This is a genomic window from Cribrihabitans neustonicus (assembly GCF_048820895.1).
GTDB classification, from domain to species: Bacteria; Pseudomonadota; Alphaproteobacteria; order Rhodobacterales; family Rhodobacteraceae; genus Cribrihabitans_A; species Cribrihabitans_A neustonicus.
Genome location: NZ_JBMERQ010000002.1, coordinates 537,800 through 559,280, shown reverse-complemented (window position 1 = coordinate 559,280; position 21,481 = coordinate 537,800). Strand labels below are relative to the sequence as shown.

At 66.9% G+C, this 21,481-nt stretch carries 16 protein-coding genes; 5 read left to right on the top strand and 11 right to left on the bottom strand.

The window, feature by feature from the left end:
* Positions 1-29 precede the first annotated feature (29 nt).
* From ACOHWE_RS07745 to ACOHWE_RS07735, 3 genes are all read right to left on the bottom strand, one after another.
* Positions 30-869 carry an EamA family transporter gene (locus ACOHWE_RS07745; protein ID WP_420665433.1) on the bottom strand — a complete coding sequence of 280 codons (840 nt, stop codon included), beginning with the start codon at positions 867-869 and terminating at the stop codon, positions 30-32.
* Between the two features lie 40 nt (positions 870-909).
* The gene (locus tag ACOHWE_RS07740; RefSeq protein ID WP_420665431.1) at positions 910-2,586 is read right to left on the bottom strand and encodes a Na/Pi cotransporter family protein; all 1,677 of its coding nucleotides are present in this window, start codon (positions 2,584-2,586) and stop codon (positions 910-912) included.
* Between the two features lie 71 nt (positions 2,587-2,657).
* Positions 2,658-3,446 carry a DeoR/GlpR family DNA-binding transcription regulator gene (locus ACOHWE_RS07735; RefSeq protein ID WP_420665429.1) on the bottom strand — a complete coding sequence of 263 codons (789 nt, stop codon included), beginning with the start codon at positions 3,444-3,446 and terminating at the stop codon, positions 2,658-2,660.
* Between the two features lie 183 nt (positions 3,447-3,629).
* On the opposite strand from ACOHWE_RS07735, the gene ACOHWE_RS07730 reads away from it, so the two are divergent.
* Complete coding sequence (locus ACOHWE_RS07730) at positions 3,630-5,177, top strand: sulfatase-like hydrolase/transferase (protein WP_420665427.1); 1,548 nt, start codon at positions 3,630-3,632, stop codon at positions 5,175-5,177.
* A 123-nt stretch (positions 5,178-5,300) separates the two neighbouring features.
* Here the strand turns inward: ACOHWE_RS07730 and ACOHWE_RS07725 are convergent, their stop codons facing one another.
* The 5 genes from ACOHWE_RS07725 to ACOHWE_RS07705 form a co-directional block, all read right to left on the bottom strand.
* Positions 5,301-7,976: a phosphoenolpyruvate carboxylase gene (locus ACOHWE_RS07725; RefSeq protein WP_420665426.1), complete on the bottom strand. Its 2,676-nt coding sequence runs from the start codon at positions 7,974-7,976 to the stop codon at positions 5,301-5,303.
* 38 nt (positions 7,977-8,014) lie between these two features.
* On the bottom strand, positions 8,015-8,986 hold the full coding sequence (locus ACOHWE_RS07720) for a 2-hydroxyacid dehydrogenase (protein WP_420665424.1): 972 nt from the start codon (positions 8,984-8,986) through the stop codon (positions 8,015-8,017).
* A gap of 100 nt (positions 8,987-9,086) precedes the next feature.
* The gene (sucD, locus tag ACOHWE_RS07715; RefSeq protein WP_420665422.1) at positions 9,087-9,980 is read right to left on the bottom strand and encodes a succinate--CoA ligase subunit alpha; all 894 of its coding nucleotides are present in this window, start codon (positions 9,978-9,980) and stop codon (positions 9,087-9,089) included.
* A complete protein-coding gene (locus ACOHWE_RS07710) occupies positions 9,977-11,176 on the bottom strand; it encodes a malate--CoA ligase subunit beta (protein ID WP_420665420.1) in 1,200 nt (399 codons plus the stop codon). The genes sucD and ACOHWE_RS07710 overlap by 4 nt, the downstream gene beginning before the upstream one ends.
* Positions 11,177-11,216: 40 nt before the next feature.
* Positions 11,217-12,464, bottom strand: coding sequence for a pyridoxal-phosphate-dependent aminotransferase family protein (locus ACOHWE_RS07705; protein ID WP_420665419.1), 1,248 nt, complete (start codon positions 12,462-12,464; stop codon positions 11,217-11,219).
* A 309-nt stretch (positions 12,465-12,773) separates the two neighbouring features.
* Here ACOHWE_RS07705 and ACOHWE_RS07700 point away from each other — a divergent pair, with 309 nt between their 5' ends.
* From ACOHWE_RS07700 to ACOHWE_RS07690, 3 genes are all read left to right on the top strand, one after another.
* Positions 12,774-13,388: a LuxR C-terminal-related transcriptional regulator gene (locus tag ACOHWE_RS07700; protein ID WP_420665921.1), complete on the top strand. Its 615-nt coding sequence runs from the start codon at positions 12,774-12,776 to the stop codon at positions 13,386-13,388.
* Positions 13,389-13,567: 179 nt separating this feature from the next.
* A complete protein-coding gene (locus ACOHWE_RS07695) occupies positions 13,568-14,545 on the top strand; it encodes an HpcH/HpaI aldolase/citrate lyase family protein (RefSeq protein WP_420665417.1) in 978 nt (325 codons plus the stop codon).
* 80 nt (positions 14,546-14,625) lie between these two features.
* Positions 14,626-15,885 (top strand): glycerate kinase type-2 family protein, encoded by a 1,260-nt coding sequence (locus ACOHWE_RS07690; protein ID WP_420665415.1) that lies wholly within the window; start codon positions 14,626-14,628, stop codon positions 15,883-15,885.
* Between the two features lie 155 nt (positions 15,886-16,040).
* Here the strand turns inward: ACOHWE_RS07690 and ACOHWE_RS07685 are convergent, their stop codons facing one another.
* Both ACOHWE_RS07685 and tdm read right to left on the bottom strand, forming a co-directional pair.
* Positions 16,041-16,457 (bottom strand): group II truncated hemoglobin, encoded by a 417-nt coding sequence (locus ACOHWE_RS07685; protein ID WP_420665414.1) that lies wholly within the window; start codon positions 16,455-16,457, stop codon positions 16,041-16,043.
* 22 nt (positions 16,458-16,479) lie between these two features.
* Positions 16,480-18,849, bottom strand: coding sequence for a trimethylamine N-oxide demethylase (tdm, locus tag ACOHWE_RS07680; protein ID WP_420665412.1), 2,370 nt, complete (start codon positions 18,847-18,849; stop codon positions 16,480-16,482).
* A gap of 182 nt (positions 18,850-19,031) precedes the next feature.
* Here tdm and ACOHWE_RS07675 point away from each other — a divergent pair, with 182 nt between their 5' ends.
* On the top strand, positions 19,032-19,892 hold the full coding sequence (locus ACOHWE_RS07675) for an EamA family transporter (protein WP_420665410.1): 861 nt from the start codon (positions 19,032-19,034) through the stop codon (positions 19,890-19,892).
* Between the two features lie 186 nt (positions 19,893-20,078).
* Here ACOHWE_RS07675 and glnT read toward each other — a convergent pair whose 3' ends face one another.
* Complete coding sequence (glnT, locus tag ACOHWE_RS07670) at positions 20,079-21,410, bottom strand: type III glutamate--ammonia ligase (protein WP_420665409.1); 1,332 nt, start codon at positions 21,408-21,410, stop codon at positions 20,079-20,081.
* Positions 21,411-21,481: the final 71 nt, after the last annotated feature.

The following is a 21,481-nucleotide window of genomic DNA, read 5'->3' as shown; positions in this document are numbered from 1 at the left end:
GCCTGTCCGTGACTGTGGCAGGCGGGCGTTCACACCGCAGTGCCGATCAGCGCAACCCCCGCCGCCATCAGCACCGCCGCGCCGAGGCGGCGCAGCCAGTAGCCCTCGCGCAGGAAAACAAAGCCAATGAGGGCGGCAAAGATCACCGAGGTTTCGCGCAAGGCAGACACCGCGCCGATGGGCGCGAGCGTCTTGGCATAGAGCACCAGCCCGTAGGCCGTCATCGACACCAGCCCGCCCGCAAGTCCCATGAGCCAAACCCGCGGCGGCAGGGTGGCGAGCGTATCGCGGCGGATCATCCCCACGAAACCCGCGATGAAGACATGCAGGAGCGCGCCCCAGGCCCAGTAGCTGAGCGTATTGCCCGAAAGCCGCACCCCCAGCCCATCGACCACCGTGTAGACCGAGATGCAGACGCCGGTGCCAATGGCAAAGCCCAGGGCCGCCCGGCTGACCCCGGTGCTGAGCGCCCGCCAGCTGCTGAGCTGGATGCCGAAGGCAATCAGCGCGATGCCGCCCCAGGCCTGCACCGGCAGCCATTCGCCCGCAAAAAGCAGCGCCCAAAGGGCTGCAAGCGCAGGCACGATGCCGCGGGCAATCGGGTAGACCACGCTCAGATCGCCGTGCCGGTAGGCTTGCCCCAGCATGAAGTAATAGGCGAAATGCACCAGCGTCGAGAGACCGATGTAGGGGAAGCTCTCCACCGCGGGCAGCGGCAGCAGCGCCGCCATGACGGCCCCGGGCAGCACGTGGCCCAGCGCCACCAGCCCCAGCGTCGTGGTGCGGTCGGCGGCGGTCTTGACGATTGCGTTCCACACCGCGTGCAGCACCGCCGCCGTCAGGATAATGGCCGTGACAGCGGCGGTCATGCGCGGGCGTGGCCTTGGAAGGCAGGCGCGGCTGCGGCCTTCATTCGGCCTCTTCCCGCGGCATGTCCTCGATCAGGCGGGTCTCCAGCAGCTGGCCGTTGCGGTAGAGAACCGGGTAGGCCACCGCGGCGATATGGCTGTTGAATTCGCGCAGCGCACGCAGCGTCTCAAGGTGGATATCCGAGGTCTCGAAACTGCCGGGCGCGCCTTCCTGCAGGCGCCTCAGGTGGCGCTTGCGGCTGTCGCGTTCCATCCTCTTCAGCTCGGTCTTCTCCAGGCTCAGGAGCCGCGCGCTCTCCAGATCATCCGAGATCAGCACGTTGGAAGCCAGCTGCATGTTGGCGGCGATGGACTCGTGCATGCGGGTGATCTCGCTCCAGCCCTCCTTGGAGAAGCTGAGGTGTTTCTTGTGCAGGCTCGCCGCCAGCACGCTGAGGCGCCGGGCCACCACGTCACCCGCGGTTTCCAGCCGGATGGCGTATTCCATCAGGCTGCGGGCGGTCTTGCCCTCCTCCTTGGAAAAGCTATCGGCCGGCATTGCAGCGACGTATTTTCGGATACCGGAGAGGCAGGCATTCACCTCCTCGTCCATGGCCTGCACCGCCTTGATCTGCGCGTGGTCGCCTGTGCGGTAAAGGTCCAGCACCGGGCGGAACATTGCACCGACAAAATCCGACATGCGCAGGAGCTCGCGCTTGAGGCTGGAGAGCGCCTGCGCAGGCGAGCCGTAGTTGCCCTGCTCCAGTACGCTGACTGGACGGCCCGGCAGCGGGGCGTGTGCCAGCCGCGGCTCGGGGAGGAGCCGGGCGAACATCCCCTCCAGCGGCGTGCAGAGGGGCAGCGCCAGCACCAGCAGAGAGGCGTTGAAGGCGAGATGCGCGTAGACCAGCATCTGCCCGCCTTGCGGATCGCCCAGCGCGCCTGCCCGCAGCGCAGTATTTGCCGCAAACAGGCAAATCACTGCCCAGGTTCCGCGCAGGGCGAGGTTGGCAAAGGGGATGCGCCGCGCCTTCAGATTCATGCCGCGGCTGAGCCAGACCGGAATGAAGGCGGAACCGAAGTTGGCCCCCAGCACCAGCGAGAGCCCAGCGGCAAAGGGGATCGCGCCGATCTGCACCAGAGTCACGCACATCAGGATCGCCGCCACCGAAGAATGCATCACGAAGGCCAGCGCGCCGCCTACCAGGAACGCGGTGATGTAGTCGCGCGCGAGATAGCCTGCGATGGCGGGCAGAAAGGCGCTGTCGCGGATCGGGTCCATCGCCTCGCGCAGGAAGCGCAAGGAGATCAGGATGAAGGCCACCCCCATCAGGATGCGGCCCAGCTGGCGCGCCTTCTTGGCCTCGGTCTTGACGAACAGATAACCGCCCACGGCGAGGAGCACCGGCACCAGCCAGTCGAGCTTGAACGACAGGATCTGGATGATCAGCGCCGAGCCCAGATCGCCCCCCAGCACGATAGCGAGCCCGGCCGGAAAGGCCAGATATCCGCTGGCGGCAAAGCCCGACGCAAGAAGCGCCACCGCGGCGGAGCTTTGCAGCACCAGCGCCAGAAGCAACCCCATGGCACCGGCGCTCACGTGGCTCTGCCGCGCGGTCAGCAGGCGCTGGAAGGAGGCGCCATAGCTGCGTTCGATGCCCGTGCGCACCATGCGCACTGCGTAGAGCAGCAGCATGGTGGCGCCGGCCAGGCTGATGAGGAAGGTGAGAATGGCCATGTCAGTCTCCGTATGCCTCGCCGCTACTGGGGATTCTTCCCGCGACCGCCAAGGCGTTGAAAAGCATCACCTCACGCATCGCCAACTCCCGCAACTTCGGCCCGCACGCCCCAGTCCGCCAGCGCGGCTGCCAGTTTTTTGCCCGGTGCCCGTCCGCTCACGATCCGGTCCAGCAGCCGCGGTGCCGGGCCGCGGTGCGGCGCAGTCTCGCCGAACTTTGGATGCGCCATCGCCACCAGATTGACCGCGGCGCATTCGGCCACGACGGCCGCGAGCTGCGCCTCAGCGGCATTGTGGTAGAGCACCCCGTGCCGGGCTGAAAGCGCATCCGCCGACAGCACCGCCAGATCCAGCGCAAAGCGGCGGGCCTGCTGCTCGGCCACATGGCCGAAGGTGCCGCGCTCATCCCCCTGCATCTCGCCGCCCAGAAGATGAACCCGGTTGCCGTTATAGGCCGCGAGCGTCTGCGCGACGCCAATGGAATTGGTCACCACCGTCAGATGCGAGCGCTGGCGCAGCGCCTCGGCGGCAAAGGCGGTGGTGGAGCCTGCGTCCAGAAACACCGCCATGCCGTCGCGCACATGCCCCGCCACCGCGGCGGCGATGCGCTCCTTCTCGGCCCGGTGCTCGGAGATCCGCCGCACGAAGCCGGACGCCCCCTGCGGCCCGTCCAGATAGGCGCCGCCATGCACCCGCCGCACCGCGCCGGCCTTGTCCAGCGCCTTCAGCGTGCGGCGCACGGTTTCTTCGGAAACCTCCAGCATCCGCGCGAGCTCGGCATTGCGCCCAGAACCGCCCAGCCGGCGCAGCGCGTCGACAAGCTCCAGTTCGCGGTGGGATAGAGTGTGGGTTCCGGGCACGCGTTTTTTCGCAGCTTTTTGGCAATGGTTTCTTGCGACTATCTGCTTGAGGCACCGCAAGCGCAAGGTAAAAACCCACAAAATCCCACAGATGTGACCGAACTACTCCGGTCCTGCACGTTTCGGCCTAGGCAAACCCGCAGAACAGCGGTTATCTGACCCCGCCAGAAAAGGGGGCGCGGCATGGGCGGGCAGCACAGCGGACGCAGGAACATCCTGTTCATCCTGATCGACCAATTGCGGGCGGACTGCCTGTTCGGCGCGCTGGCAGAGCATGTGGCGCTGCCCAACCTGCGCCGGCTGATGGACGAGAGCGTCACCTTCGAGCAGAATTATACCGTGGTGAACCCCTGCGGCCCCTCGCGCGCCTCGATCCTGACCGGGCAATACGCGATGAACCACCGCTCGGTCCGCAACGGCACGCCGCTCAGGCACGACACGCCGACGCTGGCTTCCGAGATGCGCAAGGCGGGCTACCTGCCGATGCTGTTCGGCTATACCGACACGGCGCAGGACCCGCGGGTGTTTCACCCCAACGACCCGTCGGTGCGCAGTTACGAATACCCGATGGCCGGCTTCCAGGAGATGGTCGAGATGCGGCTGGAGACGTCCTATCCCTGGCGCGCCGACCTGTTGAACAAGGGCTATGCGTTCGACGACTACTGGGACCTCCACAAGCCGGTCTCCCCGGATGGCGGCACGCCGCGGCTGAACGATCCGGCGCCCTACCGGGCCGAGGACAGCGACACCGCCTTCCTCACCAACCGGTTCCTCGCGCTGATGCCCGGGTACCGCGATGAGAGCTGGTTTGCGCATCTGACCTACATCCGCCCGCACCCGCCGCTGGTGGCGCCCGCGCCTTACAACCTGATGTACGATCCGGCCCGCCTGCCCCTGCCTGCGCGGCTGGAGAGCCGGGAGGCGGAATGCGCGCTGCACCCGTTCTTCGGGCCGGCCACCCTGGCAACCGGGCCTGCGGACTGCGTGAAGGGGTTCCCCGACCTCGCGCCAACGGATGAGACCATCCAGACTTTGCGGGCGCTCTATCTCGGCCTCGCCTCCGAGGTCGACGCCCATATCGGCAGGGTGCTCACCTTTCTCGAAGAGAGCGGCCAGGCTGATGACACGCTGCTGGTCGTGAGCGCCGATCATGGCGAGATGCTGGGCGACCGGCATAGCTGGGGCAAGTTCTCGGTCTATGACGCGGCCTACCACACGCCACTGATCATCCGGATGCCGGGCAACCAGGGTCAGGCGGGGCGGCGGGTGCAGGCTTTCACCGAGTCGATTGACCTGGCGCCGACGATGCTGGAATGGGCGGGCCAGGAGATCCCCAACGCGATGGACGGCCGCTCGCTGCTCCCGCTCCTGCGTGGAGAGGTGCCTGCGGACTGGCGGCTGTACAGTTTCTCGGAGCTTGATTTCGGCGAGCCGGAGGGCCCGAGCCTGTGGCAGCAGATGCTGGGCACGGGGGTGAGCGAGTCATCCTTGGCGATCCTGCGTGACGGCCGCTTCACGCTGGTCGAGTTCGCCGCCGACCTGCCGCCGCTGCTGTTCGACCACGCTGGCGCCGGGGAGATGGCAAACGTGGCGGGCGATCCGGCCTTTGCCGCGGACCTTCTCCGGCTGACCCGGCAGATGCTGAAGCACCGGATGCGCAACATGGACCACACGCTGTCCCTCGACACGATCACACCGGACGGCCCGCGCCGCCAGCGACGCCACCGCTGATCCGCGTCTCCGCGCAGCCCATTGCGCCTGCCGCCAACCTTTGCGCTCCCGCCCCGTCCCCGCCCGCTAATGACCGGGGAAAAAGCGTGGGGCCACGCGCCGCGCAAGGCGCGGGGCTTGCAGTCAGCCGGTCCAGCCCAGGCCGGCGGCGATGCAGCTCATCGACTGCATCAGCGGGACCGGCACGGCGCCCGGAGGGCGTTCGCGCTCTTCGCGCAGGAGCCGCACCTGCAATCCATGAATCTCGCGCAGCATGGGTTCCACCCGGCCAAGACGCGCGCTCAGACGCGGGAAGCGGCTGGCCAGGTCCGGCGTGCCGGTGAGGAAGGCGACGGCTTCACAGGCCAGCAGATACTCGCGCCGGACCGCCCCAAAGATACGCTCGCGCACCGCGGTGTCCTGCACCAGCGTCGCGTAGTCAGCGGCGATCTCCATGTCGCTGTGCAGCAGCGCCTTTTCCACCTCGTCCACCGCCAGCCGGAACAGCGGAGCGTCCGCGAACATCTCCTGCAGCACCGTCTCACCGCGGGCACCGCGGAAGCGGCGGAAGCTCGCGACGGCGGAGCCGAAGCCGTACCAGCCGGTGATCATATGGCGGTTCTGCGACCAGGCGAAGACCCAGGGTATCGCCCGCAGATCCTGCAGCGACGCGGCCCCGAAGCGGCGCGCGGGGCGGGAGCCGATCTTCAGCATGGCGAGCTCGGCCACCGGGCTGGCCTGCTGGAAATAGTCCAGGAACCCCGGCGCATTCAGCAGGTTGGCGTAAGCCGCCTGCGACATGCCCGATAGCGCCTCGAACGCGTCGTCATGCTCGGGGTCTGCGGGCGGCACGTCCTCCTGCAGGGAATGCTGCAGCACCGAAGAAGCGATCAGTTCGAGCTGGTGCAGCGCGGTGCCGCGGTTGGCGTATTTCGCGCTCACCACCTCGCCTTGCTCGGTGATCCGCATCCGCCCGGCAATGGTGCCCGCGGGCTGCGCCGCGATGGCGCGCTCCGCCGGAGCGCCGCCGCGCGAGACCGAGCCGCCGCGGCCGTGGAAGAACACGACCTGCAGCCGGTGCGCGGCGAGCGTGCGGCTGATCCGCCGCTGCGCCTTGTCGAGCTCCCAGGTGGAGCAGAGGAAGCCGCCGTCCTTGTTGCTGTCGGAATAGCCCAGCATCACTTCGATCCGGCCGTCGCCGGATTTCAGCGAGCGGCGGGCAAAGGGGACTTCCAGCAGCCTGTCCAGAATGGCGGGAGCGGCGCGCAGATCGGCAATAGTTTCGAACAAGGGCACCACTTTCAGCGCCGCCTTTTCCGCCCCGAAGCCAGCATGGCGTGCGAGAAGGTAGACGCCGAGCAGGTCATCGGTGGAGCGGGTCATCGACAGAATGAAGGGGCCGATCGCCTGCGGGTCCTCGCCCGCTCCGGCATCGCGCATCAGCCGGAGGAGCTTCAGGAGCTCAGCACCTTGCGGGCTGAGCTCGTCCGGGGTCACGTAGTCCAGCGCAGCGCTGCCCAGGTCGCGGCGCAGCCGGGCCGACCATTCGGCGCTGCCATAATCCGGCACGCTGTCCGCACCTGCGCCGCTGCGGCCCCAGATCTCCGCCAGGACCGCGGTGGTCACGGTGGAGTTCTGGCGGATGTCGAGCGTCATGGTGCGGAAACCGAAAACTTCCGACTGCCAGCGCAGCGGGCGCAGATAGCGGGCCGCCAGCCGGGCGGCGCCGGTTTCCTCCAGCGCCTGTTCCGTGCGGAGCAGGTCAGCGGTGAAGTCATCGGCGTGGCGGTAGGCGCCCGGGAGCTCTGCGGCAGTGGCCGAGATCCGGGCCAGCATCGCGCTCAGCGCTTGCCGGAACACCTCGCCGGGGTTGCGCGCGGCCAGCTCCGCGCTGCTGGGAGCGCCGTCGATCACGCTTTGCAGACGCGCGGCGGCGCTCTCCGGCAGGGCATGGACCGCGGCCGAGATCGAGATGCGCGCGGCGCCGGTAGCCAGCGCCTCCATGTAGCGGTTGAGGATCGCGGCGCGGTTGGCGGCGAGCGCCTCGGCCGTGGCCTCTACTGTGACATTGGGGTTGCCGTCGCGGTCGCCGCCGATCCAGGAGTGGAACTTGAGGCAGGGCGTGTCCGCAGCTTCATGGCCCAGCCGCGGCGCGGCTGCGGCGATGTAGCGCTCGAAAAGCTGCGGCACCGCATCATAGAGGCTGTCGCGGAAGAATTGCAGGCCCCATTGGATTTCGTCGCGCAGCGATGGGCGGTCGCGGCGCAGATCGCCGGTCATCCACAGCAGGTCGATTTCCGACCGCAGATCGTCCAGCAGCAAGGCGCGCTCGCGCGGGGTCCAGCGCCCGGTTTCCAGCGCAACCAGCCCGCGGTAGATGCGGCGGTGGATTTCCAGCACGGTGACGCGCTTGGCCTCGGTCGGATGTGCCGTGAGCGTCGGCCCCGCCGAAAACCGGCCGGCCACCTGCCGCAGCCGCTCGGGGGTGGCGAGGCCTCCCGCGAGGTCCAGCGCGCGGGCGAAACTGCCCTCCACCCCCTCCGGCCCGTCCTGGGTCTCGGCCTGGCGGCGGCCGCGCATGGCAGCGTTTTCCTCCGCGATCTTCAGAAGCTGGAACCAGATGTTGAAAGCCTGAAGATAGGGCGTAGCAGGGGCGTCCGCGGGCAGGCGCACCGGGGCGGCGGCACTGAGCCGCGCGGCGACCCCGGGGGCGCGCTGGCGCAGCACGTCGAGCCAGAGCGCCTTCAACTCGGCGCGCAGAGCTGCAGCATAGGCGCCGTCAGCAGGATCGGCAGCGGGGGCTTCGGCGGGCTCGGCCATCAGTTCACCCGGTCGCGCGGCGCGCGTCCCTCGAACCATCAGTTCACCCGGTCGCGCGGCGCGCGTCCCTCGAAAAAGTCCTGCAAGTTGTCGAGTACGCGGAACCCCATCGCCTCGCGCGCCTCACGGGTGGCGCTGCCCAGATGCGGCAGCATTACCAGGTTGTCGCAGCCCATCAGGTCCGGGTTGATGCGCGGCTCGCCGTCGAACACGTCGAGCCCGGCGCCAGCGATAGTCTGGAACCACAGCGCACGGGACAGAGCCAGTTCATCCACCACCTCGCCGCGGGCGGTGTTGATGAGGAAGGCCTCCGGCTTCATCAGATTCAGCATCCGGGTGTTGATCAGGTGCCGGTTCTCCGCCCCACCGGGGCAGTGCAGCGAGACGAAATCGCACTGCGGCATCAGATCCTCGAGGCTGTCCGCCTGGGTGGCGTTGTAGCGGGCAAGCACATCGGGGCACACGCGGGAGCGGTTCTGCACGATAATCCTCATACCGAACCCATGATGCGCGCGCCGCGCCATCTCCTGGCCGATGCGGCCGAAGCCGACGATGCCGAGCGTCTTGCCCGAGACCTTGGTGCCGATGAGATGCGTCGGGCGCCAGCCGGTCCACTTACCCGCGCGCAGCTCGCGTTCGCCCTCGCCCGCGCGCCGCGCCGCCATCAGCAGCAGCGTCATCGCGATATCGGCAGTGCATTCGCTGAGCACGTCGGGAGTGTTGGTCACCGTCATGCCATGCCCGGCGGCGCAGCGCATGTCGATATGGGAATATCCGACCCCGTAGTTGGCAATGATGCGGGCCTGCGGCCGGGCGACATCCAGTGCCTTGGCCGAAAGCTTGTCGGTCACCGTGGGCAGCACCGCGTCGAAGCTTTGCACCGCCGCGCGCAGCTCCGCTTCGCTCAACGGCACATCGCCGGAGTTCAGCACCGTATCGAAACGCTCGGCCAAGCGGGCCTCGACAGCGGCGGGCCAGCGGCGGGTCACCAGAACCTTGGGCTTTGCCATTCTCTTATCTCCCCGAAGTGCATTCTTTTTGTCCAAAAGGCGCTCCGCCCCCGCTATTGCCCCAGCCGGGGCGGAGCGCGGCGCCTGCCCGCGAAGCGGATCAGGCGGCCGTCTGCTTCATCACGCTGGCGATCGTCTCGCCGATCACAGCGGGGTTTTCGGCCACCGTGACGCCGGCCGCGGAGAGGATTTCCACCTTTTCCGAGGCGGATTCACCAAAGGCCGAGATGATCGCGCCCGCGTGGCCCATGGTGCGCCCCTTCGGCGCGGTCAGGCCCGCCACATAGGCGACCACCGGCTTGGTGACGTGATCGCGGATGTATTCCGCGGCCTCAGCCTCCTGCGGGCCGCCGATTTCGCCGATCATCGCGATGACCTCGGTTTCGGGGTCGTTCTCGAACCACTCCAGGATGTCCTTGAAAGAGGAGCCGTTGATCGGATCGCCGCCGATTCCGACCGAGGTGGAGACGCCCAAGCCAAGCTCCTTGAGCTGTGCCGCGGCCTCGTAGCCCAGGGTGCCCGAGCGGCCGATGATGCCGACAGAGCCCTGCAAGTAGATGTGGCCGGGCATGATGCCCAGAAGCGCGTTGCCGGGCGAGATCGTGCCCGCGCAGTTCGGGCCCGTCAGGATCATCCGCTTTTCCTTGGGATAGCGGTACATGTAGCGCTTCACCCGGATCATGTCCTGCGCCGGAATGCCGTCGGTGATGCAGACGCAGTATTTGATGCCCGCATCCGCCGCTTCCATGATGGAGTCGGCAGCAAACGGCGGCGGCACGAAGACCAGCGAGGCATTGGCGCCGGTGGCCTCCACCGCTTCCTTTACGGTGTTGAAGACCGGCACGCCCTCGACGGTCTCGCCGCCCTTGCCGGGCACCACGCCGCCAACGACATTGGTGCCGTAGTCGATCATGTCCTTGGTGTGGAAGCGCGCCATCTTGCCGGTGATGCCCTGGACGATGACCTTGCTGTCGCGGTCGAGAAGAATGCTCATTGGATGGCCCTCACGCGGGTGTTTTGAGAGAGATCGTTCTTCCAGGCGCCGACGGCGCGCTCGGCGGCTTCCATCAGCGATGTGGCGCGGATCAAGGGCAGGCCGGAGCGGGCCAGGATCTTCTGGCCTTCCTCCACGTTGGTGCCTGCGAGCCGCACCACCACGGGCACGTCCACCTGCACCTCGCGCAGCGCCTGCACCACGCCTTCCGCCACCCAGTCGCAGCGGTTGATGCCGGCGAAGATGTTGACCAGCACCGCCTGCACGTTGCTGTCCGACATCACCAGGCGGAAGGCCTTGGCCACCCGTTCGGGCGTGGCGCCGCCGCCGATGTCGAGGAAGTTGGCAGGCTCGCCGCCCGCGAGCTTGATGGTGTCCATCGTTGCCATCGCAAGGCCTGCGCCATTCACGATGCAGCCGATGTTGCCGTCGAGCCCGACGTAGGAGAGGCCGCGGTCGGCAGCGCGGGCTTCGCGCGGGTCTTCCTGGCTCTTGTCGCGCAGCTCGGCGATCTGGGGGTGACGGAACAGGGCGTTGCCGTCGAAGGTCATCTTCGCGTCGAGCGCAATCACCCGGCTGTCGCCGGTGACCACCAGCGGGTTGATCTCCACCATGGTGGCGTCGAGTTCCGAAAACGCCTGGTAGCAGCCCTTGAGCGTGCGCACCATCTGCTGGGTCAGCGCCGGTTCAATGCCGAGCTTGAACGCGATTTCGCGGGCCTGGAAATCCTGCAGGCCTACGGCCGGCTCGACGGTGGAGCGGACGATGGATTCGGGGCGCTCGGCGGAGATGTCTTCAATCTCCATGCCGCCTTCAGAGGAGGCCACGATCATCACCCGCTGGCTGGAGCGGTCGAGCACGAAGCCCAGGTAGATCTCCCGCGCAATCGGCACCGCGGCCTCGACATAGACCCGGTAGATGCCCTTGCCCTCGGGACCGGTCTGATGGGTCACCAGCTTCTTGCCGAACATGTTCTCGGTCGCCTCATATATCTCGGCCTCCGAGTTGCACAGCTTGACGCCGCCCGCCTTGCCACGGCCGCCCGCATGCACCTGCGCCTTGACGATCCAGCGGTCGCCGCCCAGTTCGCGGGCGCGGTAGGCGGCTTGCTCGGGGCTGTAGGCCAGCGCGCCGGGGGGCACGGTGACGCCGAAGTTGCTCAGGACTTCCTTGGCCTGATACTCGTGAATATCCATGGTTTCCTCCCTATGGATGCATCTTGTTCCGCTGTTTGGCCTATTCCGCGGCCACGGCAGCGTCGTAATGGCGGTCGAGCAGCCGGCTGATGGCGTCGAGGTCGACGTTTGCGCCGATGTCGTTCATCGCACTGCCAAAGCGGTTGACGATGTCGGTGATGGCGGCGGGGGTGATTTGGTTGAGGATGCCGATACGGACCTGCACCGGCTCGGACAGGGTCGGCCAGATGCCGAAGCCCTTGGCGCGGCAGTTCTGCACCAGCTCCTTCTCGCGGCCCGCCAGCGCCCCGGGCAGGTTCAGCACCACCAGGCTCGTCATGTTCGAGGTGACCTTGCAACCCATCGCGGTGACGGCTTCGCGCAGCGCTTTCTCGTGGAAGGCATAGTCGCGGGCCTTCTGGGCCCGGCCGTGCTGCAGCGTGATACGCAGCGCCTCGTGGAAGGCGGCGACCGCATAGCCGGAATGCGTGCGGTGATAGGTGCCGGCAGCCACGTCCTTCCCGTCAACCACACCCCAATGGCGGGCTTCGAGGATCGGATTGTGGACGTAGGAATGGCAGCCGTTCTCGCGCACGGTCTCGATGTAGCGGTCGGAGAAGGAGACCGGCGCATAGGTCAGCGGCAGGCAAAGCACGCCCTTCTGCGGACAGGAGGCCCAGCCGGCTACGCCCGGGTAGTCGTCGATCGAGAAGTCCTCGATCCCCAGCGAAGAGACCGCATCGATCAGCCCCATCACGCCGTGCTTCCCGCAGGCATCGGAGAAGCCGCGAAGGTCGTTGATCCGCCCCGACCCGGTTTCCCAATGCGCCATGAAGGCCCATTTCGGCTTCTTCTCCGCCAGCACCTGCTCCACCAGCTGGCCCGATACGGACTCGCCGTGCGGCACGTCGATGACGGTGACAGAGGCGGGCTGCGGGCTCAGCGGATCGGCGGCGAGCTCCGCGCGGGTGGCGGCCTTCATGCGGATGGTCAGCGCGTCGATCCCCGAGAAGGTGCCGTTTTGGAAGACTACTACGCTGTCGCCGGGCAGGATCGCGTTCAGCATGCAGTCGAGGCCGGAGAAGCCGGTGCCGCCGACCCCGTAGGTGTAGGTATTCGCGGTGCCCCAGAGGCTGCGCAGCATCTGCTTGCACTCGATCATGCCGCGCAGCACGTCGGCCTGCATGTGGTCGGCCAGGCCCGTGTTGGCAAAGGCCCGCAGCACACGCGGATCGGTGTTGCCCGGCCCGGGGCCTGCAGCCAGGGTTTCCGGGATGTCCAGGCCGGGGAAGATCAGGGGGTCGCTCATCGGGGTGATACCTCGCTGCTGTCGGGTTCGCGATGCGCCGGGGATGGACCAGCTTCGCCCCCGCATCGGGGTCAGAGGAAGCTTTGTTCACCGAGGGGCAACATCTGTTAACCCAAGGAAAGCTTACCTCGACAAATCCCGCAACATTCCTATATCCTGCTTTTGGGCATCCAATTGGGTAGAGAATTTCCTACCCATAAGTCTTGAAATACCGTGGCATACCGAAACATACCCTACCCATACGGGTAGTTTTCCGGAGAAGGGCATCAAATGGCACCGATAAGCGGCATGACATCCCCGATTTCCGTCATGCTGGCGGATGCCAACCCTCTGGTGCTGTCGGCGATGTCCGAAATCTTCGACCGCGACCCGCGATTCTCTCTCGTGGCCACCTCCGCCACTGCCGAGGGGTTCCTCGGCACGGTGATGCGGGTGCCGGTGCAGGTCGGCATCATCGACTGGTCTCTGCCCGCCCTCGGCGGCGCCAAGCTGATCGAGGTGCTGCGCGACCAGGCGAACGCACCCCGGCTTGTGGTCTATGCCGACGAGGCCTCCGGCGTGCCGCGCAAGGCGATGAGCGCGGGCGCGGCGGGCTTTGCGCCGCGCTCCAGCCCGGTGGAGAATCTCCTGGAGACCTGCCTGGCGGTGGCGGCGGGCAAGATGGTGTTCCCCTTCCTCGATGTGCGCGAATTGCAGACCGACCCGATCGAACAGCTGTCGCGCCGCGAGCGCGCGATGCTGGAAGCGCTGTCCAAAGGGCTGACCAACAAGGAGCTGAGCAAGGAGCTTGGCATCACAACCAACACGGTGAAGTTCCACCTGTCGAACCTCTACGAAAAGCTCTCGGTCAAGAACCGCGCCCAGGCGATTGCGTTCTACTACGCCCAGCGGGCCGCAAAGGGCGACCTCGGGCGCGCGGAGTGATCCGCGCCCGCCCTTGCTGAGCCGATGCCTCGCGCGCGTATGCGCGTGCTCGCGCGCGCGTATGCGCCCGCCCGCGCGAATGTATTTTTAAGCAACAATTTTTCTTGACAGGAAACCCCCGCTTGCGGAATTGCTGGAGGGAGCACTTCCGCTTTCCCTCTGCCAACAGGAGCGAATCAATGTCGTTTCATCCCATCGAACAGGCCCCCGCCCGGCTCAACCGCAGCGAGCTCGCCGTGCCCGGATCGCAGCCGCAAATGTTTGAAAAGGCTGCCCAATCCGACGTCGACGTGATCTTCCTCGACCTCGAGGACGCAGTTGCCCCGGACGAGAAGGAACAGGCCCGCAGGAACATCATCAAGGCCCTGAACGAGATCGACTGGGGCAAGAAGACAATGTCCATCCGTATCAATGGCTTGGACACCCATTACATGTACCGCGACGTGGTCGACGTGGTGGAGCAGGCCGGCGAGCGGCTGGACCTGATCATGATTCCCAAGGTCGGCACCGCGGCCGACGTTTATGCCGTCGACATGATGGTGACGCAGATCGAGGACGCGAAGGGTTTGAAGAAGCGGATCGGCTTCGAGCACATCATCGAGACCGCGCTCGGCATGCAGAACGTGAGTGAAATTGCCGCAGCCTCCAGGCGCAATGAATCGCTGCATTTCGGGGTCGCCGACTACGCCGCCTCGACCCGGGCGCGCACCACCATCATCGGCGGTGTGAACCCGGACTATTCGGTGCTGACCGACCCCGATGCCGACGGCGCGCGGGCGGTGCATTGGGGCGACATGTGGCACTATGCGCTCGCCCGGATGGTGGTGGCGGCGCGGGCCAACGGCCTGCGTCCGATCGACGGCCCCTTCGGCGATTTCCAGGACCCGGAAGGCTACAAGGCCGCCGCCAAACGCGCCGCGGTGCTGGGGTGCGAGGGCAAATGGGCTATCCACCCCAGCCAGATCGCGCTTGCCAACGAGGTGATGTCGCCCTCGGACGCCGAGGTGACCAAGGCGCACCGCATCCTTCAGGCCATGGCGGAGGCCGAAGCCGCGGGCAAGGGCGCGGTCTCGCTCGACGGGCGGCTCATTGACTACGCCTCGATCCGTCAGGCAGAAGTGCTGGTGGAAAAAGCCAAGCAGATCGCCGGGCGCTGAGCCCCGCCGGTCCGCCACGGCAAGACAGGCGGCCGCCCGGGTCCGGGGCGGCCGCTGCCCGGTGCGGCAGGGAGGCGCAGATGGAAACATTGAAAGACACCGCTATCGCCATGTTCGAGGCGGCAGTCGCGCGCGCCGACCCGGCCCGTGCGCTGCGGGCGCAGCTTGAGGCGGCGCCGCTGCAGCCCCTGCCCGCGGGCGGTCGCGAAGTACTGCTGGCCGTAGGCAAGGCGGCGGTGCCGATGCTGCGCGAGGCGCTCCGCTTGCGGCCCGGCGCGGCGGCGGCCCTGGCCATCACAAACCCCGAAAACTACACCGAAATCCCCGGCGCCACGGTGCTCTGCGGCGCACACCCTGTGCCGGATGAAACCAGCGCGGCAGCGGGCCGGGCCGCCATAGATCTGGCGCAATCACTCGGCCCCAGAGACCGCCTGGTCGCGCTGATTTCCGGCGGCGGCTCCGCCCTGATGGTGGCGCCTGCACCGGGGCTGACGCTTGCGGACAAGGCGGCGGTGAACCAGCTTCTGCTCGCCTCGGGCCTTGAGATCAACGACATGAACCTGGTCCGCCAGCAGCTTTCGGACGTGAAAGGCGGCGGCCTGCTGCGCCACGCGGCACCTGCCCAGGTGCAGGCCTATATTCTGTCAGACGTGATCGGCGACGACCTGCGCGCGATAGCTTCGGGCCCAACCGTGGCGCCGATCGGCACCCGCAGCGAGGCACGGGAGATCCTGCAGCGGGCCGGTGTTTGGGAGCGCCTGCCGGAAGCCGTGCAGCGCCATTTGAGCGCCTCGGGCGCGGCTCAGGCCACCACGCCCCAGGCGACCAACTCGCTGATCGGCTCCAACCGCCACAGCCTTAAAGCCATGATCGCCGCCGCCCCGGAGTGGCAGCCGCGGCTGATCACCCACCGGCTGACCGGTGACGTCGCCGCGGCGGCGGAAACCGTTGTGGCCGCGGCCGAAGCCGCGCCCAGGGACCGGCCCGTGGCGCTAGTCTTCGGCGGCGAAACCACCGTGCAGCTCAAGGGTACAGGGCTTGGCGGGCGCAACCAGGAACTGGCCCTGCGGGTTGCTAAACTGGGTGCCGGGCGGCTCACCGGCGATTGGCTGTTCCTCTCCGGCGGCACCGACGGGCGCGACGGCCCGACAGACGCCGCGGGCGGCGTCGTCGGCGCCGCGACCTGGGCGGCGATCCGCGCCGCGGGCCAGGACCCCGAGGCCCTGCTGGCCAACAACGACAGCCACGCCGCCCTGAATGCCGCGGATGCGCTGCTCATGACCGGCGGTACCGGCACCAATGTAGCAGATGTGCAGGTCTTCCTGAGACGGCCCGGCTGAGGCTAGGGCCGGGCTGCTTCCTCTTTGAACGGGTCCTCCCGCCGATGGCTTCCGCCGCCCACGGCGCACCGGCCGTCCGCGCCGGAACAGGCTCCTGTCATCTTGCCGGAAATACTCCCGCCGGAGGCTCCCCAAGGCGGCGGCAGGCCGCGCGTTCAGGAGGACACGCGCGCCTCGCCCCACTCCCCAAGATCATTCACCAGCAACAGCGCCACCCGCCGGAATACCTGGCGCAGCCGCTCCGCATGCGGCCCCTGCAGCGCAATATCCGTGAGTGCCTGATCCATGCACTTGAGCCAGTTCTCGGCGTCCTCGGCAGTGACCGGCACATGCGCGTGCATGCTCTTCACGTCCATATGGCCGTGCTTCTCTGCGTAGTAGCGCCGCCCGCCCAGGAAGCCCGAGAGAAAGTTGAACTGCTCGATCCGCGCATGCGCCAGCCCGTGGCCGCGCTGGTGCAGCCGGGCGATCCGGGCGCCGGCCGCGCTCTCCTCGACAATATCGTAGAACCGCTCCACCAGTGCGCGCAGCACCGCCTCACCGCCGATTTGGTCGATCAGCCTCTCTGCCATGACGGAACCTCCCGGACCTGCCTCAGGACTGCGGCCGGGTCTTCTTTGGGTCGTAATGGGCAAAAGGCACGATCGTGGCAGGCAGGCGTTTCTGGTGCCCGTCGAGTTTGCCGATCTCCACCGCAGTGCCAAACTCTGAATGCGCCACGTCCACACGCGCCAGCGCGATGGTCTTGCCCAGGAGCGGCGAGCGCATGGCCGAGGTCACCTCGCCTACCTGCGCCCGGCCAATGCGCACGCAATCGCCATGGCCCACGTCGATGGCGGCATCGATGTCCAGCCCGACGAGCTTGCGGGCAGGCGTGGTCTTGCGGCGGATCAGCGCGTCGCGGCCGATAAAATCATCCTCCTTCGACTTCAGCGGCACGGTGAAGCCAATGCCCGCCTCGAACGGATCAGTCTGGTCAGAGAAATCATAGCCCGCAAATATCAGCCCGGCTTCTATCCGCACCATATCCAGCGCCTCCAGCCCCATCGGGCGGATGCCATGCGCCTGACCGGCCTCCCAGACTGCATCGAACACTTCGCCTGCATGTTTCGGGTGGCAGAAGATCTCGTACCCCAACTCGCCGGTGTAGCCTGTGCGGGAGACCACAACCGGCACGCCCTGGTCATCGCCGATGCGCGCAGGGGTGAAGCGGAACCAGCCCAGTTCCTCCAGCGTCGGATTGTGCGGCGCGGTCCAGATCACCTTCTTCAGCAGCTCCCGGCTTTCCGGGCCCTGCACCGCGATATTATGCTGCATGTCGGTCGAAGAGCGCACCAGCACCTTCAGCCCCAGCTTTTCCGCCTGCTCGCGGATCCACTCGCCGCCATAGTCCGAGCCGCCGATCCAGCGGAAGTTGTCCTTGCCGAGGCGGAACACGGTGCCGTCGTCGATCATGCCGCCATGCGGGTAGCACATTGCGGTATAGACCACCTGCCCCACCGCCAGCTTCTTGATATTGCGGGTGAAGATATACTGGCACAGCGCCTCGGCATCGGGGCCGGTAATCTCGAACTTGCGCAGGGCGGAGAGGTCCAGCAGCACGCATTTCTCGCGGCAGGCCCAATATTCCTCCAGCGGCCCGGAAGCGGCGTAGCAATTGGCCAGCCAATAGCCGTTGTACTCGACGAAATTGCGGGTGAGCTTGCTCAGGCGGTCGTGAAAACCGGTTTCCTTGGTCATCTTGGGCTCCGCTTCCGGGGTCGCGCGGAACGCGATTGCCCGCTTGAAGGTCTCTTGTCCGCTGTAGGTGCGGATGTGGATGTCGGTGGGGTTCCAGCCATTCGCGGCGCTGGTGTCGTCCGGGCAGGCGGAGCTGACACAGACCAGATCGGTGAGCGCCCTGAGCAGCACGTAATCGCCGGGCCGGGTCCAGGGCTCGTCAGCATACATCACACCATGATCGTCGAGCCCGGTGTTAAAAAAGAAGTTGATCGCCATCCAGCCGGCGCGGCCGGTGACCCCGTGCGGCGCCAGCGCGCCGTTGAAGTTGTCCGAGCAATTCACATGGCCGGGATAGCCGATATCGTCATAATATTTCGCGGCGCAGGCCAAGGCAAAGGCATCGTGGCGGCCCACGGTGTCCTGCACCACCTCGACCAGCGGCAGCATATCCTGATCATAATATTTCGCGTGCAGCCCAGGCATCGGATAGGCATGGCCCATCAGGGTCCGCGTGGTGGTCACATCCAGCGCGTGTTCGATCCCCTTGTCCAGCTTCCGCGCGGCAAAACACTGGAAGTCGGTGCACTGGCGGCCATCCACGTCAATGATCTGGATATAGTCGCCCGCCTTCACGAAATAGCTTTCCGCCGTGGCGCTGTGCACCCGCACTTCGCTCACCGGATCGGCCAGCGGGTCGGGCAGCTCGAAGCGCGCCACCTGCCTGATCACCGCGCGCTGCACCATGACAGTGAGCGGCGTGGCGGTGTCCTGCGCCTCAAAATCCATGAGGCCGCCGGGAGCCGCGATGATCACCGCGCCCGTCTGTTGGGCGGTGAAGCTCTCCTCGCTCTTGGCTGGCGCGGCAGCGGAAAACAACCGCAGCGCCCCGGCCTTCGCGAGGTCGATGCCGCGCGCTTCCATTCCCATGCGGAGGCCGCGCAGGGACTGGTCCGAGGAAGTCAGCAGAGCCTTCAGGCCGCCGGCATCCGAGTTCGCCTGCACGCCGAGCACCGCGGGCTCGATCACGCCGCGCTCTGTTGCCGCCACGATCTCGCAGGGCTGGCCGCCCTCGTCGTTGATCACGGTCAGCCGGTCGCCCGTTTCCACCGGGATCAGGATCGCGCCGCAGCCCTGCACGGAGTAGCGCTCGGTCCCCCGGGGCAGCGAAAACACCGAGGGCTGATAGAAGCTCGAGGGTTTCGGCGGCCCAGTGACCACTTCGGCAAAACCGCTTCCGGTCATCGCATGTCCTCCCGCAGCATCCGGCGCCAGAATTGCACGACCGGAATATATATTTATTGAAAAGAATAATAACATCCCCCACCCTGAGCAACAAACTTGTTGATTTCCGGCGAAAAAACCGCGGATGCCCGGGATGCGGCATATACATGCGGAGGAATGCCGCAAACGAGAGGATGACAGGCATGCAATCACTGTTTTTCGGCCTCGCCGCGGCCCTGGCCTGGGGCATTCACGACCTCTGCGTGCGCTTCGTGGCACAGCGCACCTGCATCCTGGGAGCGATTCTAACGGTGCTTGCGGCAGGGGCGATTCTGGTCGGCGCAGCGGCGGCGCTCTGGGGCGACTGGAACGCGATGACAGCCGGCGCCGCTGGGCTTGCCACTCTGTCGGGCGGCTTCTTTGCGCTCGCAACCTACGCGCTCTACCGCGCCTTTGCGCTGGGGCCGGTGAAGCTGGCGGCGCCGCTGATTGGCGCCTATCCCGTGCTGTCGCTTGGGCTCGCAGTATTGCAGGGCCAGCCGCTCGGGGCCTGGCACTGGCTGGCGGTGACGGTGGTGGTCTGCGGTGTCGGCGGCGTTGCGGTGCTGGCCCCCGGTGAAGCCCCGCAGGAGGGGGAAGACCAGGTAGCGTCCAGGACCGGCACCCTGCTCTGGGGCCTTGCCGCCGCCGCAGGCTTTGCGCTCACCTTTGCCTCGGGGCAGGCGGCCACCCGCGCAGGCGCCGAGCTGCCGGTTCTGGCGCTCACCCGCATGGCGGCGATCCTGGCGGTGCTGGCGATGGCACTGCCGCGCGGCGCGCTGCCCCGGCCGCCGCGGCAGGTGCTGCCGCTGCTCTGCCTGATGGGAGCGCTGGACGCACTGGCGCTGGGGCTGGTGATTGTCTCCGGCGGGCTCCCGCGGCCCGAGTTTGCCGCCGTGAGCTCCTCGCTGTTCGGGCTGATCACCGTGATCCTCGCCTGGCTGTTCCTGCGCGAGGGCATGACCCGCGGCCAGTGGCTTGCAGTCACCGTCACCTTTGCGGGTATCGCATGCCTCGGTCTCTGAGGCGCGCGGCGGCCCGGCTAAGCCCCCCCTTCTGTCACCTTCCCCAAATACTCCCGCCGGAGGCATCCTCCCGGAGTCCCACACGCCGCCGCCGGAGGCCGTTCCCAGCCGGCGGCAAAAAAGGGCCCGGGACATGCCCGGGCCTTAAAAAGGTCCGGGACACGCCCGGACCAGGTGGGAAGCGGTTCAGATGTCCAGCGTGTTGTCCTTTTCCCAGCGCGAGAAATGGTTGACGAAGGAGTTCCACTCCTGCTGCTTCATCTTCAGGTAGGCGGCGGAGAATTCCTCGCCCATCATCGCCTTCAGCCCGTCGTCCTTGTCGTAGAACCGCAGCGCGTCGAGCATGTTGAGCGGCAGCTTGGGGGCATCTGTGATGCTGTGGCCCTGGGCGTACATGTCGATGTCGCGGCGCGGCCCGGGGTCGGCCTTGCTGCGCACGCCGGAAAGGCCGGCCGCAATGATCACCGCCTGCAGCAGGTAGGGGTTCACCGCGCCGTCCGGCAGGCGCAGCTCGAAACGGCCGGGGCCGGGCACGCGCACCATGTGGGTGCGGTTGTTGCCCGTCCAGGTCACCGTGTTGGGCGCCCAGGTGGCGCCGGACATGGTGCGCGGCGCGTTGATGCGCTTGTAGGAGTTCACCGTGGGGTTGGTGATCGCCGCCAGGGCAGAGGCGTGTTTCATTATGCCGCCGAGAAACCAGCCGCCCTGTTCGGACAGGCCCAGCTCGGCGATCTGGCCCGCGCCCTTTTCGGCCGCGAAGACGTTGGTGCGGGCATCGCTGCCCAGGGCGTCCCAGACCGAGATATGCGCGTGGCAGCCGTTCCCGGTGAGCCCTTCGACCGGCTTCGGCATGAAGGTGGCGCGGTAGCCGTGCTTCTCTGCCACCGATTTAGTCATGAACTTGAAAAAACTGTGCTTGTCGGCAGTGGCCAGCGCGTCGTCATACTCCCAGTTCATCTCGAACTGGCCATTGGCGTCCTCGTGGTCGTTCTGGTACGGCCCCCAGCCCAGCGCCAGCATGTAATCGCAGATCTCGCGCACGACGTCGTAACGGCGCATCACCGCCTGCTGATCGTAGCAGGGCTTCTCGGCGGTATCGTAGGGATCGGAGATCTGCTCTCCGTCCGGGCTCAGCAGGAAGAACTCGGCCTCGATGCCGGTCTTGACGTGCAGGCCCTCGTCGGCGGCCTCCTTGATGAGACGGCGCAGCACGTTGCGGGGCGCCTGGGCTACATCCTTTCCCTCCATCACACAGTCGGCCGCTACCCAGGCGACCTCCGGCTTCCAGGGCAGCTGGATCACCGAAGACGGGTCCGGCACCGCCAGCATGTCCGGATGCGCGGGCGTGAGATCGAGCCAGGTGGCAAAGCCGGCAAAGCCGGCGCCATCCTCCTGCATGTCCGCGATCGCCTCCGCCGGGACCAGTTTGGCGCGCTGGCCGCCAAACAGATCGGTGAAGGAGATCATGAAGTATTTGACGCCTTTTTCCTTCGCGAAAGCGGCCAGATTCGTCGTCATGGTCCTACTTCCCTTCCCTGTTGTGTTGGTCTTGTTCGCCCAAGGGCGCGGGCCGTGACTGGCCCGCGCCC

Bases quoted from the DNA above. Each gene is read 5' to 3' on its own strand.
- ACOHWE_RS07745 (WP_420665433.1), bottom strand. From the start codon at position 869: ATGACCGCCGCTGTCACGGCCATTATCCTGACGGCGGCGGTGCTGCAC.
- ACOHWE_RS07695 (WP_420665417.1), top strand. From the start codon at position 13,568: ATGTCGTTTCATCCCATCGAACAGGCCCCCGCCCGGCTCAACCGCAGC.
- ACOHWE_RS07725 (WP_420665426.1), bottom strand. From the start codon at position 7,976: ATGGCCGAGCCCGCCGAAGCCCCCGCTGCCGATCCTGCTGACGGCGCC.
- ACOHWE_RS07720 (WP_420665424.1), bottom strand. From the start codon at position 8,986: ATGGCAAAGCCCAAGGTTCTGGTGACCCGCCGCTGGCCCGCCGCTGTC.
- ACOHWE_RS07740 (WP_420665431.1), bottom strand. From the start codon at position 2,586: ATGGCCATTCTCACCTTCCTCATCAGCCTGGCCGGCGCCACCATGCTG.
- ACOHWE_RS07710 (WP_420665420.1), bottom strand. From the start codon at position 11,176: ATGGATATTCACGAGTATCAGGCCAAGGAAGTCCTGAGCAACTTCGGC.
- ACOHWE_RS07690 (WP_420665415.1), top strand. From the start codon at position 14,626: ATGGAAACATTGAAAGACACCGCTATCGCCATGTTCGAGGCGGCAGTC.
- ACOHWE_RS07675 (WP_420665410.1), top strand. From the start codon at position 19,032: ATGCAATCACTGTTTTTCGGCCTCGCCGCGGCCCTGGCCTGGGGCATT.
- ACOHWE_RS07730 (WP_420665427.1), top strand. From the start codon at position 3,630: ATGGGCGGGCAGCACAGCGGACGCAGGAACATCCTGTTCATCCTGATC.
- ACOHWE_RS07700 (WP_420665921.1), top strand. From the start codon at position 12,774: ATGCTGGCGGATGCCAACCCTCTGGTGCTGTCGGCGATGTCCGAAATC.
- tdm (WP_420665412.1), bottom strand. From the start codon at position 18,849: ATGACCGGAAGCGGTTTTGCCGAAGTGGTCACTGGGCCGCCGAAACCC.
- glnT (WP_420665409.1), bottom strand. From the start codon at position 21,410: ATGACGACGAATCTGGCCGCTTTCGCGAAGGAAAAAGGCGTCAAATAC.
- sucD (WP_420665422.1), bottom strand. From the start codon at position 9,980: ATGAGCATTCTTCTCGACCGCGACAGCAAGGTCATCGTCCAGGGCATC.
- ACOHWE_RS07685 (WP_420665414.1), bottom strand. From the start codon at position 16,457: ATGGCAGAGAGGCTGATCGACCAAATCGGCGGTGAGGCGGTGCTGCGC.
- ACOHWE_RS07705 (WP_420665419.1), bottom strand. From the start codon at position 12,464: ATGAGCGACCCCCTGATCTTCCCCGGCCTGGACATCCCGGAAACCCTG.